Annotated in this window: 12 protein-coding genes; 8 read left to right on the top strand and 4 right to left on the bottom strand. The window is 44.6% G+C overall.

From position 1 onward, the window contains the following. Nucleotides 1–3: 3 nt before the first annotated feature. The 6 genes from BO18_RS02415 to trpA all read left to right on the top strand — a co-directional run bounded on the left by BO18_RS02415 (nucleotide 4) and on the right by trpA (nucleotide 8649). Complete coding sequence (locus tag BO18_RS02415) at nucleotides 4–3708, top strand: HD-GYP domain-containing protein (protein ID WP_034443297.1); 3705 nt, start codon at nucleotides 4–6, stop codon at nucleotides 3706–3708. 362 nt (nucleotides 3709–4070) lie between these two features. After that, the gene (gene trpD / locus BO18_RS02410; RefSeq protein WP_034443295.1) at nucleotides 4071–5087 is read left to right on the top strand and encodes an anthranilate phosphoribosyltransferase; all 1017 of its coding nucleotides are present in this window, start codon (nucleotides 4071–4073) and stop codon (nucleotides 5085–5087) included. A gap of 55 nt (nucleotides 5088–5142) precedes the next feature. Next, on the top strand, nucleotides 5143–5928 hold the full coding sequence (gene trpC, locus BO18_RS02405; RefSeq protein WP_034443293.1) for an indole-3-glycerol phosphate synthase TrpC: 786 nt from the start codon (nucleotides 5143–5145) through the stop codon (nucleotides 5926–5928). Between the two features lie 32 nt (nucleotides 5929–5960). Continuing rightward, complete coding sequence (locus tag BO18_RS02400; RefSeq protein WP_034446956.1) at nucleotides 5961–6596, top strand: phosphoribosylanthranilate isomerase; 636 nt, start codon at nucleotides 5961–5963, stop codon at nucleotides 6594–6596. Between the two features lie 99 nt (nucleotides 6597–6695). Further along, the gene (trpB, locus tag BO18_RS02395) at nucleotides 6696–7886 is read left to right on the top strand and encodes a tryptophan synthase subunit beta (RefSeq protein WP_034443291.1); all 1191 of its coding nucleotides are present in this window, start codon (nucleotides 6696–6698) and stop codon (nucleotides 7884–7886) included. Beyond that, on the top strand, nucleotides 7879–8649 hold the full coding sequence (gene trpA / locus BO18_RS02390) for a tryptophan synthase subunit alpha (RefSeq protein ID WP_034443289.1): 771 nt from the start codon (nucleotides 7879–7881) through the stop codon (nucleotides 8647–8649). Before trpB ends, trpA begins: the two co-directional genes overlap by 8 nt. 1 nt (nucleotide 8650) lies before the next feature. Here the strand turns inward: trpA and surE are convergent, their stop codons facing one another. Next, entirely contained in the window at nucleotides 8651–9364 is a 714-nt protein-coding gene (gene surE / locus BO18_RS02385; protein WP_034443287.1) for a 5'/3'-nucleotidase SurE, read from the bottom strand. A gap of 334 nt (nucleotides 9365–9698) precedes the next feature. Here surE and BO18_RS02380 point away from each other — a divergent pair, with 334 nt between their 5' ends. Together BO18_RS02380 and BO18_RS02375 are read left to right on the top strand one after the other, a co-directional pair. Further along, nucleotides 9699–11447 carry an ABC transporter ATP-binding protein gene (locus BO18_RS02380; RefSeq protein WP_034443285.1) on the top strand — a complete coding sequence of 583 codons (1749 nt, stop codon included), beginning with the start codon at nucleotides 9699–9701 and terminating at the stop codon, nucleotides 11445–11447. A 49-nt stretch (nucleotides 11448–11496) separates the two neighbouring features. Continuing rightward, entirely contained in the window at nucleotides 11497–13287 is a 1791-nt protein-coding gene (locus BO18_RS02375; protein WP_034443284.1) for an ABC transporter ATP-binding protein, read from the top strand. A 59-nt stretch (nucleotides 13288–13346) separates the two neighbouring features. Here the strand turns inward: BO18_RS02375 and BO18_RS02370 are convergent, their stop codons facing one another. The 3 genes from BO18_RS02370 to BO18_RS34680 are packed head-to-tail and all read right to left on the bottom strand — an operon-like array spanning nucleotide 13347 to nucleotide 15593. After that, a complete protein-coding gene (locus tag BO18_RS02370; protein ID WP_034443281.1) occupies nucleotides 13347–14198 on the bottom strand; it encodes a 2-oxo acid dehydrogenase subunit E2 in 852 nt (283 codons plus the stop codon). Continuing rightward, nucleotides 14156–14851, bottom strand: a complete 696-nt coding sequence (locus BO18_RS02365; protein ID WP_185752327.1) for a phosphatase PAP2 family protein — start codon at nucleotides 14849–14851, stop codon at nucleotides 14156–14158. Before BO18_RS02365 ends, BO18_RS02370 begins: the two co-directional genes overlap by 43 nt. Nucleotides 14852–14855: 4 nt before the next feature. Further along, nucleotides 14856–15593 carry a lysophospholipid acyltransferase family protein gene (locus tag BO18_RS34680; protein ID WP_034443276.1) on the bottom strand — a complete coding sequence of 246 codons (738 nt, stop codon included), beginning with the start codon at nucleotides 15591–15593 and terminating at the stop codon, nucleotides 14856–14858. Between the last annotated feature and the right edge of the window lie 123 nt (nucleotides 15594–15716).

The raw sequence follows: 15716 nt of genomic DNA, 5'->3' as shown, positions 1-15716 counted from the left end.
TTTATGGAGAAGGCGCATAATCTTAAGGAACAGCTTGACAGATACATTGAAAATGCCATCGAAATAAGAAATCTTTCTATGGCACATACTGAAGGGATAGGAAGCTCCAAGGGATACTACCGTGATATCAAAAAGAGATTTCAGAAGGTCACTGAGCTCTCGAAGGAGAACAAAAAAATCCTTAAGGAAGAGCTTTACCCTATCTTGAATTCACAGGATGTTATTTTGGAAGACCAGATAGAAATACTTACCGGTTTTTCCACATCCCTTCAAAACCAATGGCCCGTTGAGGATCTGGATCTCACCCTTGTTTTTATGGTGACGAACCGGCTCTTTAATAATGCGCTTCTTCGGGGAGAGGATGAGGATATAGTCAGACAGGCCAATCTCCTTATTTATGCTGCTTACAACAACATGAACCGTGTTAACCGCATAAAAAGACCTGAGAACAGACTGATAGCCTATTACCGTGAAGAGGGCTTAAAGGCTGCGGAGGTGGTTCTTTCCTATCTTGAACACGATAGGTTCCTTAGGCTTACCAGTATAGACAGGAGAAAAGAGGTACTGGGCCAGGCCAGATTCTATGCGGCTTTATATGATACCTATGACTCCACCGATGAGACTGTAAATAACAAGAGGATCGATGCCCTTGTAAAGACACTGGATATAGCAGATGATTCTTTTTACACCCAGAATACCCCTGGTATGGACTGGGACAGATACCGGTTAAGATCCCTTGAGCACATGGGGCAGCTTACGGAAAACGGAAATGCCTGGAAGATGACAAGGCACCAGTGCTTAAAGATCTATAACTATGTTCAGCTCCTTGAAAAGATCTGGAACAAGGACCCTGAGAAGTCAAAAGAGCTGCTTCCTAAAATGCACCTTGAACTGATAGTAGCAAGGAATGCCTTTTTTGCCGGGGAGGAGTCCCTGGAGGATTACAGAAAAAATCTTATTTCTATATACGAAAACTATGCCACTGCCGAATATGACATGTATTCGACAATGGCTAATATTTATGTGCCTGTAGAGTATCTTGCTACGGTGACTGAGGACAATGCTTATCTTGTGGCGGACGTATTATCCATGTTCTACACAAGAGTTAAGGCCTATATCCTTAGGGCTACCGGACAGGGTGCTTTTTCTTTTTTCATGGAATATATTGTCACCTTCCTGGACAGATTTATCGAGCTTCAGGGTGGTATGAGTTTTGAGAATATGTGCCTTAGCTGCATGGCAGCCCTTCATCCGCCGGTATTTGTAGACAGTCTTCTGACTGCGGATCTTTCAATGTATATAGTAAAAGAGCTATTGAAGAATGAGAGAAGCTCCCTGGAGGGATGCAGTCTTGACGGTGAGTTTTATGATAAGCTCTACCACTGTGGCCTTTGCTACGATGTAGGAAAGCTGTATGTGATGGATACTTTGATCAATTTGGGAAGGACTCCTACAAAAGATGAGGAGTTTCTTGTCGGCCTCCATCCACTGGCAGCCTATTCCCTTCTTAGAAGGCATGAATCCACAGAAAAATATGCTCATATAGTTTTGGAGCATTATAAAGACACTGCTGAAGAATCCGACTATTTTGGCGATATAGCAAGAAAGCTGACTTCTGATGACAAGGTAATCTTTGCCATCATAGACATTGCTAAAGGCTTTATGACCAAGGACTTTTCTGCATGCGACGATAGTTTTTTAAGTATCCTTAAACAATCCGGCAGCACAGAGGGAATTAAAAACTTTATTAAAAAGAGAAGGCCTGAGCTTTATAAGACTGTTTACGAGCTTCTTATGGATATACGTAAGAGCGCTCCTTCAGACTTTAATATCATCCTGGATGAGTATGTTAAGAGAACTGCCAGAATAAGGGTGCTGTCCAGTCCAAGGATATCGGATGTAACAAATGCCAGCTCCTACGAGGAGATCCTTACAGAGAACTTCATGGAGATAAGGGAGCTTTCCCTTGAAAACAGGGACTTCTTGGAGAACATGCTATTTCCAATGCTAACATCTTCATCGCCTCTTAGTGAAAACGAGGAGGAGAGTCTTTTTGAATTCTGCAGGGAACTAATTAACGGTCAGCAGCTTGGAGATCTGGACTGTCAGCTCCTTCATATGATCACAAAAAGACTCCTTGAAGAAGCAGAAAAAAAGGATGATGATGCAGAAAAGATCCGCCATCTGGATATGCACTTCATTGCCTGCTATGAGCTTGCCCATCAGTCAAAAAGAATGAAGTCTGCAGTGAGTCTCCTTGATGGTTACAGGATTGAAGGCCTTGAAGTAGCAAGGCGTATGGCCGAGTATCTAAAGCCGGAGAACTTTAAGAGTCTCAAGGATCCAAAATCCAAAAAGCTTATCCTGATGCATTCCAGGTACGATACCGTTATGTACGAGATAAGGGGCCTTGATAAGTATCTCAATGAGGAAAGCCTTAGTACATTAAGGCGTTCTCTTGAGTTTTCAAAGGATCCTCTTTATGCAGACAGTATCTCCAAGGAGGACTGGAATTATCACTGCTTAAGAGCTCTGGAGTATATTGGACAGGAAACTGAGTGTGGCAATATCCGAGGCTTTGCGGGTGAAGACCTTGGGATCATCGCTGACCACATGGACAGGCTGGAGAATCTCTGGAACATGGATAAGAAGGGGAACAGCGAGATCCTTACCATGGATGGATTAGAGATACTTCTGGCCCGTAACAGATATCTGGCTGGAAGGCTTGGGCTTTCGGAGTATAGAACATGGCTCCTGGAAATATATAAAAGAGCTGATGACAATGATTTCGAGTTCTACAGCGTACTTGCCAATGTTCTTGTGCCTCTGGAATATATCACTACCTTAGGAAATCAGGAAGATGAGCTTGATGCAAAGGAACGGTTAGTCCTTCTTGATATGTACGAGAATCTCCTTGCCTATGCACTTCACGCAACAGGTGTTGATAATTACAGCCTGATGCTGGAATACTTTGCGGAAATACTATATAACTTCCGGGAATTTAAAGGTGGGCTTTCCTTTGAGGAGATGGGCCTAAGAAGTCTTGCGGCTCTTCATCCGCCTACCTATGTGCACAGCAGGATGGTGGCTGATATCAGCAGGCTTATATGTCAAGCTATGCTGGATAATAGTCCCTCTTTCTTTAGGGGAGCATTATATGAGGGTAAGAACAGAGCAATCCTTTCTTACGTCTATCACGCTGCTATTTGCCATGATTTTGGAAAGCTCCCAATGATCGACACGATCTCTGTCTATGGAAGAAAGCTTTTTGACTCTGAATTTGCTCTTTTAAAGCATCATCCACAGGTTGGATATGAGCTTTTGCTGTCCCATGACTCCACAAAGAGTTATGCCAAGGCAGCTCTCTGTCACCATGTGTGGTTTGATGAGAGCAGAGGCTATCCTGATCTGCCGGAAAAGATAGAGCCAAATGTCAAAGCTTATATCGATATAATATCCATTGCTGATTCCATTGATGCAGCCACTGATACCATTGGAAGAAGCTATACAACGGGTAAGAGCCTTGAGGAAATCCTTGGGGAGATTGCCTTTGACTCAGGAAGCCGTTACAGCGACCGGATAAGCAAAGTCATCATGCTTCCTGACGTAAAAGAAAAGCTGACAAAGCTTCTAAAGAGTGGCAGGAGAAAGAACTATAAGAATGCTTTTGTCATGATGAAAAATAAGCTTGACAGTAAAATCACGTAGTGGTAATATTTCAATAATTTAATACTTCAAACCGTTGAAGTGGAGATAAAGGTAATAAGGCCTACACAGAGAGCTAGGGATGGTGAGAACCTGGCAAGAAACCAGTTATCAAATGGACCACAGAGGGCGCAGCGTAACGGCTTATATCTGCCTAGTATGTTGCGACGTGAAGGCATACGTCAGTTGCCTGGGATATAAAGGTATCCTGTAAGAGCACGGGTCAAACCGTGAATTCAAGGTGGCACCGCGGATTAAGTATATTCGTCCTTGACAGAAATAGGAATAGTTTCTGTCAGGGACTTTTCTTTTACTCAGAAAGCTAAAGTCCGGCAGAGACGCAAGTCACTAAGGAGGAGAGCAAAATGGTCAAAGAAGCAATCGTAAAAATCGTAAACAAAGAGGACCTTACCTATGATGAGGCCTACAGCGTAATGAATGAAATTATGAGCGGCGAAACAAGCCAGACTCAGAACGCAGCATTTCTGGCAGCCCTTTCTACAAAGAGTGCAAGGGCAGAGACCACCGACGAGATCGCAGGTTGTGCAGCAGCCATGAGAGATCACGCCACAAAGGTAGACACAGGAATGGATATTTTCGAGATAGTTGGAACAGGCGGAGATGGCTCCCACAGCTTCAATATCTCAACAACCTCAGCTCTTGTTGCAGCAGCAGGCGGAATGAAGGTTGCAAAGCATGGTAACAGGGCAGCTTCCAGTAAGTGCGGAACAGCTGATTGCTTGGAGGCTCTTGGAGTTAACATCCAGCAGGAACCTGAAAAGTGCATAGAGCTCCTCAAGGAGGCAGGAATGTGCTTCTTCTTTGCACAGAAGTACCACAGCTCCATGAAGTATGTAGGAGCCATCAGAAAGGAGCTGGGCTTCAGGACAGTATTCAACATCCTTGGACCACTTACAAATCCCGGATCTCCTTCAATGCAGCTTCTTGGTGTATATGATGATTATCTTGTAGAGCCACTGGCGCAGGTTCTTGTAAGCCTTGGAGTTAAGAGAGGCATGGTAGTTTACGGAATGGATAAGCTTGATGAGATCTCATTAAGCTCAGAGACTAAGGCCTGCGAGATCAAGGACGGATGGTACAAGACCTACATGATAAAGCCTGAGGATTTCGGCCTTACAAGATGTAAGAAGGAAGACCTGGTTGGTGGAAGCCCTGAGGAGAACGCCCAGATCACAAAAGACATTTTGGGTGGAGCAAAGGGTCCAAAGAGGGATGCAGTTCTTTTGAATGCAGGTGCGTCACTGTACATCGGCGGAAAAGCAGAGAGTTTTGCAGAGGGCGTTAAGCTGGCAGGAGAGATCATTGATTCGGGAAAAGCCCTTGAGACACTTAACAAGGTTATCGAGGTTTCAAACAGGTAAGAACAGACACATTGCTGGCAGGGCCGATTGGACCGTGCTATAGAGGATACAGAGTATGACCATTTTGGATGAGATAGCTACATATACCAGGGAGAGGATCGCAGCAGCAAAAGAGACTACGCCCCTTCGCGAAGTTAAGGACAGGGCTTTTACCCTCCCAAAAGGAGATTTCTCCTTTGAAAAAGCCCTTAATAAGTCCGATATCTCTTTTATCTGCGAATGCAAGAAGGCCTCTCCCTCAAAGGGCCTGATAGCCCCGGATTTTCCTTATCTTGAAATAGCTAAGGAATATGAAGCTGCTGGAGCTGATTGCATCTCGGTATTGACAGAACCCAAGTGGTTTTTGGGAAGAGATGATTATTTAAAAGAGATAACGCAGGCGGTAAAGATACCCTGCCTTCGAAAAGACTTTACGGTAGATGAGTACATGATCTACGAGGCAAAGGTTTTAGGAGCCTCTGCAGTTCTTCTTATCTGCTCCATTCTGGAAAAGAGCCAGATGAAGGAATACATGGGGATCTGTGATGAACTGGGACTTTCAGCCCTGGTTGAGACCCATGATGAAAGAGAAGTTGAGATGGCCCTGGATATTGGAGCAAGAGTCCTCGGAGTCAACAACAGGAACCTGAAGGACTTTACCGTAGATACAGAGAACAGCAAGCGCCTTCGTGCCCTGATCCCACAGGACGTGATATTCGTTTCAGAAAGTGGCGTAAAGAGCGCAGAAGATGTTAAGGCCCTTCGCGAGATCGGAGCCGACGCAGTTCTTGTTGGGGAAACCCTCATGAGAGCCCAGGACAAGAAAGCGAAGCTGGCAGAGCTTAAGGGATTTGGCAAGTAAGGCGTTAAGAAAGAATGAATGTGAGTTTTGGCGTGGATAAAAGCAGACTTGGAAAACAGAATACCTTTATAAAGTTCTGTGGACTTACAAGGCCGGAAGATGTCCAGGTGGTCAACGAGCTTAAGCCGGAATTTGTGGGATTCGTGTTCTGGGGAAAGAGTAAGCGAAACGTCACAAGGCAGCAGGCCCTGGAACTTAAAAAGGCGCTTTCGCCGGAGATAAAGGCTGTGGGCGTGTTCGTGGACGAGGAACCGGAGACAATAGCTTCGCTTATATCAGATGGCATCATTGATATAGCCCAGCTTCATGGCAGTGAGGCCGAGGCATATATAGGAAGGCTCCGGGAGTTGATCGGAGGCAAGCCGATTATAAAGGCTTTCGTAGTCGATACCGCAGCCACCATCCGGAGAATCAAGGCCTCAAGCGCCGATTACCTGCTTCTGGATTCCGGAAAGGGCACAGGCCAGACCTTTAACTGGGAACTCATTAAGGAGGCGGGAATCGAGAAGCCCTTCTTCCTGGCTGGAGGTCTTGATCCGGAAAATGTGGCAGCTGCCATAGAAGCCCTGCACCCCTTCGCAGTGGATGTGAGTTCCGGCATAGAGACTGAGAGCCACAAGGACCCGACGAAGATGAAACAATTTGCAGAAAATGCCAGAAGGACATGATGCAGATCAAATATGTGAAGACAAAATGAGTACCGCTGATAAATGAAATTGTAGCATGCTGCGCATGATGCGCTGGCAACAAGCAAGAGGAGAAACATTATGAGCAACAAAAACGGAAGATTTGGAATACATGGAGGTCAGTACATTCCTGAGACTCTGATGAATGCAGTGATCGAACTGGAAGAGGCCTACAATCACTATAAGAATGACCCGGAATTTAACAAGGAGCTGGAAACTCTTTTCAATGAATATGCCGGTCGTCCTTCAAGGCTGTACTACGCTGAGAAGATGACAAAGGACCTGGGTGGCGCCAAGATTTACCTTAAGAGAGAGGACCTCAATCACACAGGAGCCCACAAGATAAACAACGTACTTGGTCAGGCCCTTCTTGCCAAGAAGATGGGAAAGACAAGGCTCATAGCTGAGACCGGAGCCGGTCAGCACGGTGTTGCAACAGCCACAGCAGCAGCTCTTATGGGTATGGAGTGCGTGGTTTTCATGGGAGAAGAGGACACCAAGAGACAGGCCCTGAATGTATATAAAATGAGACTTCTTGGAGCTGAAGTAATTCCTGTAACAACCGGTACAGCAACCCTTAAGGATGCGGTTTCCGAGGCCATGAGAGAGTGGACCAGCAGGATCAGCGATACCCACTACTGCCTTGGCTCTGTTATGGGACCTCACCCTTTCCCAACCATCGTAAGGGACTTCCAGGCAGTTATATCAAAGGAGATCAAGGAGCAGATCCTTGAAAAGGAGGGAAGACTTCCTGATGCAGTTCTTGCCTGCGTTGGCGGAGGATCAAATGCCATCGGAACTTTCTATAACTTCATTGAGGATGAGGGAGTTAAGCTCATCGGCTGTGAGGCAGCAGGCAGAGGCGTTGATACCTTTGAGACAGCAGCAACCATCGCAACAGGACGCCTTGGAATCTTCCACGGAATGAAGTCCTATTTCTGCCAGGATAAGTATGGACAGATTGCTCCTGTTTACTCAATTTCCGCCGGCCTTGACTATCCGGGAATCGGACCTGAGCATGCTTACCTTCACGATATCGGAAGAGCTGAGTACGTACCTGTTACAGACAATGAGGCAGTTGAAGCTTTCGAGTACCTTTCAAGAACAGAGGGCATCATTCCTGCAATCGAGTCATCCCATGCCCTTGCTCACGCCATGAAGATCGCACCAACCATGGGCAAGGACCAGATAATCGTGATCACAATTTCCGGCAGAGGCGACAAGGATTGCGCTGCCATTGCAAGATACAGAGGAGAGGATATCAATGAGTAATATAAAGAATGCATTTGCAAACGGAAAAGCTTTTATTGCTTTTATAACCTGTGGTGATCCTGACCTGGAGACCACTAAGAACACGGTAAAAGAGATGGTGGCAAACGGCGCAGACCTTATTGAGCTGGGAATCCCTTTTTCTGATCCAACAGCAGAAGGTCCTGTGATCCAGGGAGCCAACCTTCGTGCCCTGACAGGTGGGACCACCACCGACAAGATCTTTGACATGGTAAAAGAGCTTAGGGAAGACGTAAAGGTTCCCATGGTATTCATGACCTATGCCAACGTTGTCTTTTCCTATGATGCAGACAAGTTCATCAAGACCTGCAGCGAGATTGGAATTGACGGTCTTATTCTTCCGGATCTTCCCTTTGAGGAGAAAGAGGAGTTTTTGTCAATCTGCAACAAGTACGGTGTGGACCTGGTTTCCCTCATTGCGCCAACTTCCGAGAACAGGATCGCTGAGATTGCCAAGAATGCAGAAGGCTTCATCTATGTAGTTTCTAGCCTTGGTGTTACCGGTATGAGAAGCGAGATCAAGACAGATCTGACCTCAATCGTTGATGCCATAAGGCAGAATACAGATGTTCCCTGTGCAATCGGTTTTGGTATTTCAAAGCCCGAGCAGGCAAAGAAAATGGCAGATATTTCCGACGGAGCAATCGTAGGATCTGCCATAATAAAGATCATTGAAAAGTATGGAAAGGATGCTCCTAAGTACGTAGGTGAGTACGTAAAGAGCATGAAGGAAGCTATCGCGTAAGTTACGAGATATTGTTGGCGATTCCTACGCTGACATAGTGGTCAAGGATAGCCCTAAGATCGGTTCCTTCGGCTGCTTCCCAGTTCCTGATACCATCAACCATATAGGACATACGTCCATCAGAAATTTTAGTCTCCTTGTAGCGGTCTTTATAAAAGCCGTCATGGGAGACTTTTCTGTTGTAAGCAATCCCCTTACATTCCTCCAAGGTACAGCCCGGGAAATTAACGTTCCAGATCTGATAGTTTGAAAGAGGCTTATCCACCAGTTCCTTCATGATCTGGGAGAGATATTTGTCTGTGACTTCGTGGATCTCGATGGCGCCCTCTGAAAAGGCTATGGAGTGAACACCCTGAAAAGAGCCTTCAAAGGCAGCCCCAACGGTAGCAGAGTACTGGAGATCAGCAGCCACGTTGTAGCCATAGTTAATGCCGGAGAAAACCAGATCAGGCCTTCCGGGAACGATATTAAGGACTCCAACTCTTACACAGTCTGAAGGCTTTCCGTCGCAGGCATAGGCCTTTACGCCTTCAACAGGAAAGGGCACTTCCCATACTTCCACAGGCTTTCTTAAGGTTACGCTGTGGGACATGGCGCTTCGCTCTGAGTCCGGAGCAACTACCCAAACTTCCCCAATTTCTGACGCTGCCCGTGCAAGGCGTGCAAGTCCCTCTGAATTTATTCCATCATCATTTGTTATAAGTATTTTTCTCATAGTAAATACTTTAACGCAAAATTCCTAATTTTTCCATTTTAATGTTATTCTAGTAAGTAGAGAATATGCGGAGGGTGTGGTGAAGAAAAGTAAAAGTTAATGTTGACAAATGCAGATGAGTAGCCTATCGTAAAAAATGTAACTGAAACAAATATGACGAAAGGAGGTAAACATGATGATTAAGACTAGAAAAACAATTTTACTTGATAGAAGGATTATGGTTACCTCGCCGGAGTTTGCTTATTTGGTATAAGCAGGACTTTCGCTTGTGATATAGGCGGCAGGATTTCCATATCCTGCCGCTTTTTTTGTTGATTAAAAAGGATGTGATGTTATGAAGAAATATATTATCAGGAACTGGTGGAGGTATCTGATCGGCGGTATCTGCCTTGTGTGCAGTACAGCCATAGATATACTTGTTCCGTTTATAACTCTCTCCATGGTGGACGATGTCATCGTGGGAAGAAATATGGATATTTTTAGAAGAGACATATTGCTGTATGTGGCAGCAGGACTTGGAAGAGCCTTCTTCCAGTTTGTAAAGGAATTCCTTTGCGACATGTCAGGCTGCAGAGTGGCCTCCGGTCTTAGAAAAGACATGATGAAGCATATCTTTTCTCTCCACAAGGGGTACTTTGATAAGACCAACACGGGCGAACTTATGGCAAGAGTCAGAGAAGATGCAGGTGCGGTCTGGGACCTTACAGGATTTGTTGGAATGCTGATGACAGAGGCCACCATATATTTCATAGGAGTAGTGGTCTGCATGCTTAAGCTCAATTGGAAGCTCAGCATTGTTCCACTGGTATTCATGCCTCCGCTGGCCTTTATTGCCCTTACCCTGGAAAAGAAACTTGGAAAAGACTACGACGATATCAGCGAAAAGAATGCTGCCCTGACCAAGGTCATTGAGGAGAACATCACAGGAGTAAGGACTGTAAAAGCTTTTTCTGCTGAGAGCTTCGAGATGCAGAAGTTTGATGAAAAGAACCAGGCCTACGGTGATGCCAACAAGACCTTTGCTACAGACCTTGCGGATACGGATCCCCTTCTTGGTACAATCCCCAAGATCATGCAGGTTTTTGTGGTGGCTATCGGCGGTTATGCGGCAATTAAGGGGTCCATCACTTATGGAACACTGGTTGCCTTTGTGTCCTACTCCATAAGCATAGTATGGCCTATCGAAAACCTTGGCTGGATGTTGTCTCTGATCTCTCAGGGCGTTGCAGGATACAAGAAGATATCAAAGGTTCTTGATACAAAGTCAGAGATCTGCGATCCCAAGGATGCTGAGGAGGAGCCTGGTGAGGTCGTTTCTACAGACCACATCGGCGAGATCTCTTTTGACGGAGTTGACTTTGAGATGGATGGAAAGAAGATCCTGGAGGATATCTCTTTTACCATAAAAAAAGGCAATACTCTTGGAATAATGGGAGCTACAGGCGCCGGTAAGAGCACCATCGTAAATCTGATAGAGAGATTCTATGATGTCACAGCCGGTACCATAAGGATCGGGGGAAAAGATATAAGACAGATGCCCCTAATTGACATAAGGGCTTTTTCATCTGTGGTAGCTCAGGATGTATTTCTTTTCTCTGATACCATCACTGAAAATGTTAGACTGGGCAGCAAGTCCAGCATGGATGAAAGAACTGTGAAGAGCGCCATAAAAAGTGCCCATGCAAAAGAGTTTGTTGAAAAGATCACGGATAGCTATGATGCGATCATAGGTGAGCGAGGAATAGGCCTTTCCGGCGGACAGAAGCAGAGGCTTTCTATAGCAAGGGCCCTGGCTAAAAAGGCTGACCTTCTCATACTTGACGATTCCACATCAGCTCTTGATATGGAAACTGAGGCTGCTATACAGGATGAACTTCGTCAAAAGAAAGATATGAGCAAGATCATAATAGGTCACAGGATTTCTTCTGTTAAAGATGCTGATGAGATCATTGTTCTTCAGGACGGAAAGGTAAAGGAAAGAGGCACTCATCTTGAACTGATAAAAAAGAGAGGCCTATATTACAGCACTTATGAGGCTCAGTACGGCGACTACAAGAAGGCACTTGCTGTAGGAAATCTGTAAAAAGACATAATGACCAAGACATAATTTAAAAGTAAGGAGGTGCTAAAAAATGGCTATAAACAGCACCAGAGAAGATGAAGATTTAAAGGAGACCCTGAAACTGGATGTCCTCAGAAGGCTCCTTCTAAATCTTTTGGAATACAAAGGGAAGATAGTTGTTGTTACATTGCTGATCTTTTTGACGGTTGCAATAACTACTGTTTATCCCCTTCTGATTGAAAAAATAATAGACGACGAGATAATTGCAGGAAATGTGGAAGGACTGCTGGTGATGTCAGGGATAATGATAGCTCTTGCTCTTGTCAGCTACGCAGCTACCAGGATCTGGAGACGAATGATGGCTGACATCTCCAACGACCTGATCCTGAACATCAGAAGAAAGCTCTATGTTCATATTCAGAAGCTTGGAGTGGATTTCTTTGATCAGAGACCCTCAGGAAAGATCCTGGCAAGGGTTACGGGAGATGTAAATGCACTTAAGGATGTGCTTTCAAGCACTGTTACAACCCTCGCTCCCGACGTTGTGACTGTAATTGTGATAGTGATAATAATGATAGTAAAAAGTCCATTACTTTCACTATCTGCTGCGGTAGCTGTTCCCATTATTTTATGTGGATTATACTTTTGTGAGATCCTTGCTCATAAGAGATGGCAAAAGTGGAAAAAGAAAGATTCTAACATGGCTGCTGCTATCCATGAGGGAATTGAGGGAACAATTGTTATTCAGAGCTTTAATGCTCAGGAGGAAGCATCCAGGGACTTTAATGAAATAGTAGATGAGGATATAGATGCCTTCAGATCTGCGGTGGTGATCACTGATCTATACAGCCCTACAATTGAGATTGCCGGTGGACTTGGAACGGCTACATTGTATTATCTTGCAGTAACAAAGCTAGGGGTAAGGGCCGAGTCCATTGGTACTTTGTCAGCATTTGTTCTGTATCTTGGAATGTTTTTCAGTCCCATAAGGAATCTGGCAAACTACTACAATAAGCTCATAACCAACCTTTCTTCAGCTGAGAGAGTATATGAGATCATGGATATGGATCCTCTTGTTAAGGATGGAAGCGAAGCTGTTGATATTCCTGATATTAAGGGAGACGTGGAATTCAGGGACGTTACCTTTGCATATCCTGACGAACCTGATGTGGACATACTAAAGGATGTGAGTTTTAAAGCTGAAAGAGGAAAGACTATTGCACTGGTTGGACCTACAGGGGCAGGAAAGACAACAATTGTAAGCCTGCTTGCCAGATTCTATAATGTGAAGTCTGGAACAATACTCATAGACGGCTATGACATTAGTAAGGTTACTATCCAGTCCCTCAGAAGCCAGCTGGGAATAATGACACAGGACAACTATCTCTTTTCAGGGACCATAAGGGATAACCTGAAATACGGAAGACCTGATGCTACTGACGAAGAGATGCTCACAGCCTCCAAGGCAGTACACGCCCACGATTTCATTGTAAACTTAAAGGATGGGTATGATACTGTGATAACCGAAAGGGGCGGTGGACTTTCAAACGGACAGAGGCAGCTTATTGCTTTTGCGAGAACTCTTTTGACTGATCCAAGGATACTGATACTGGATGAGGCAACTTCCAATATTGACACAGGAACCGAGATCCTTGTGCAGAAGGGTATTGAGGAGCTTTTGAAAAAGAGAACTTCCTTCATCGTTGCCCACAGACTCTCAACCATCAGAAATGCAGACTGTATCTTCGTCATAGATGATGGTGGAATCATTGAGAGTGGAGACCACGACAGTCTCATTGCAAAGAGGGGAGCATACTACGACTTGTACTCCTCAATGCTTCTGGATTCCTGGGAAGAGTGATCTGCAAACTAATCAAAAGAAAAGGACAGCCTTTTGCTCGAGAGGCTGCCCTTGTTTTTTTATACCTCTGTGGAAAGAGGATTTTCCATAAGCTCAGGATTTTCAACCAGCTTTTTGATCATCTTAAGAGACCGTGCATAATAGAAACCATCAGAAATTCTTTCATCGATAGTGAAAGCCAGATCCAATTCTCTTTTCATGGTGACGTTTCCTGCCTGGTCAAAGTGCGGAGTGTTCTTCTTGGTTCCGACGATGATGAATACTGAGTTTGTACCCCAGTTCATAAGGTGATGGTAACCAATGTCCATTCCAATGGAGCCAAGATTTGTGAGAACTACCGAGCACTGGTAAGGGTCTGTTGCTATCACTGACTTTGGCATCCAGCCATGTTTGTCAAGAAATCTGGCAATGGCACCAATAAGGTGCTTTCCGGGAATCTTCATGATAAAGTTCATGGCCTCTGTAGATTCATCATCCTGTGTCTTACAAAGAGCTATCTGATCCCTTACCTTGCGGCTGATACTCTCCAGGGTGTCAGAATCCTCGCTTGTGATCCTTGCAAGGGTCTCATCCCCGTCATCCCTGAATTCTTTTTTGACTGTAAATGCAGCTGTGACATCGTTTCTCTGGTAGAGAGTCTGGTTTGCAATAAACCTGTTCATCTGTGGTCGCAGCCTTAATGTTTTAAGGGCGGCACAGATAACAACATCAAAGATAGCAATCTTTTTATCCGGATGAGCTTTATTGTATTCCTTTATATATTCCTCAGTGTGGGAGATATCTATGGCAAGCTTCATGTATGCCTCATTATCACATCTGTTCGGATACATGAGTGGCATGACATAGTGCATTGCATCTATATCTCTGATCAGTTTTCCGTCTGACCGATCTCCCCATTTTCTGTTTCCCATTTAAAAATCCTCCCGTAAAGCAGCACTTCAAGAAAAACATATAACACACAAGCAGCCATTACATCGACAAAGGAGTGCTGCTTAACAAAGCATACTGAAATGCATATCATAAATCCCCAAACTGACATAAATACTTTCTTCCATACCTTTATATCTTTCATAAGAAAAAGGGCAGAAAGTACAGCCAGCGTATATCCAACATGAAGTGAGGGGCACACGCCTGTTGGTGTATCTATTTTATAGAGTATTCCCATCATCCAGGTGCAGAAGTTTTCGTGTTCAAAATGCTCCGGACGCATATTCTGGACTGATGGCCATACAATATATGTGATCATAGCTATTACCTGCATTCCGATGATGAGCTTTTGTGCTTTTTCAAAGGCCTTTATATCATAAAGAGCAAAATACAAAAGGGAACCCACCATAAACAGGTACCAGGAGACATAGAAAATGGCGAAATACTCATTGAAGGGTATCAGGTCATCTACTACACTGTGTACCACGTGGCATTTGCTCTCGGGGATGAACCTTTCTGTAACTACGTACATGATCAGGTACCCAACCCATCCAAGGAGCAGCAATAAATGCTTATATTCTTTGCTTGTAATATTTGAAAGTCTCAGCTTTCTGTAATCAACAACAGGTTTCTTCATTTCTTTAATTCTTTCTTTCATTATATGGATAGTGTTTTCTTGACACATTTGGATATGGAACCACCCTGTGTCTGGGCAGGCTGTAGGCAATTTCTGAGATGGAATCCTGAAGATAGGAGCAGATCCGCTCGCATTCTTCATCGATCTTTGCCTTGGGGTCATACATTATGGGCTTTCCAAAAACCAGCTTTCCAAGCTTTGGACACACGTACATCGGCACAAAAGGTAAAGCTTCTCCAGTCTGTCTGTAGTAATACTTTGCAACATGGACAAATCCGTGTTGGAATTTGTGGACGATGTTGTTATGCTCGGTGTAATCCTCCGGGAAGATCACAATGTCTACGTTTTCTTTCAGCTTTTCTGTGGAGAGCTGGAAGGTCTTCATAAGGCGTTTATCCCTATAGACCGGTGTAGTCTCTGCATTTGTTAGGGCAATAGACGCAACTGTGGGAAGAAGCCTTGAAAGCAGCCATAAAAGTGGCCTTAAGGGAAGTGGTTTTTTTGACCAGAAGTCCTTGTAGGCGTAATCAGCCACCTTTTCCTTCTCCATCATCTCCGAAATGCACCAGGTACTGTGAGCTCTTGGATAGTAAACTTCAGCTGCTACAGGTCCGTAGGCCTGGGAATGATTTCCAACAATTATTGCCGGTCCCTGGGGGAGATTCTCAGTTCCTTCCACCTTAAACTCAGGCATCAATATGGTTGCAGCCTTTCTGAATATTCGATAAACCGGGTGCTTCAAAACTAACCTCCAAACAAAACTCATTCTTACCCAAGGTTATAGTATACAATAAAATTTATATTTTTTTAATCCTTTAATTAATCCTTGCGTTACCATTCACGGTTTGGGGAAGCGATGCCCACA

It is taken from the genome of Butyrivibrio sp. AE2032, from assembly GCF_000702965.1.
The sequence above is the reverse complement of the archived record's forward strand: the minus strand, read 5'-3'. Positions and strand labels throughout refer to the sequence as shown.

Bases quoted from the DNA above. Each gene is read 5' to 3' on its own strand.
- BO18_RS02365 (WP_185752327.1), bottom strand. From the start codon at position 14,851: ATGAAGAAACCTGTTGTTGATTACAGAAAGCTGAGACTTTCAAATATT.
- trpD (WP_034443295.1), top strand. From the start codon at position 4,071: ATGGTCAAAGAAGCAATCGTAAAAATCGTAAACAAAGAGGACCTTACC.
- BO18_RS02370 (WP_034443281.1), bottom strand. From the start codon at position 14,198: ATGGGAAACAGAAAATGGGGAGATCGGTCAGACGGAAAACTGATCAGA.
- BO18_RS02415 (WP_034443297.1), top strand. From the start codon at position 4: ATGGAGAAGGCGCATAATCTTAAGGAACAGCTTGACAGATACATTGAA.
- surE (WP_034443287.1), bottom strand. From the start codon at position 9,364: ATGAGAAAAATACTTATAACAAATGATGATGGAATAAATTCAGAGGGA.
- trpA (WP_034443289.1), top strand. From the start codon at position 7,879: ATGAGTAATATAAAGAATGCATTTGCAAACGGAAAAGCTTTTATTGCT.
- BO18_RS02375 (WP_034443284.1), top strand. From the start codon at position 11,497: ATGGCTATAAACAGCACCAGAGAAGATGAAGATTTAAAGGAGACCCTG.
- trpB (WP_034443291.1), top strand. From the start codon at position 6,696: ATGAGCAACAAAAACGGAAGATTTGGAATACATGGAGGTCAGTACATT.
- BO18_RS02380 (WP_034443285.1), top strand. From the start codon at position 9,699: ATGAAGAAATATATTATCAGGAACTGGTGGAGGTATCTGATCGGCGGT.
- trpC (WP_034443293.1), top strand. From the start codon at position 5,143: ATGACCATTTTGGATGAGATAGCTACATATACCAGGGAGAGGATCGCA.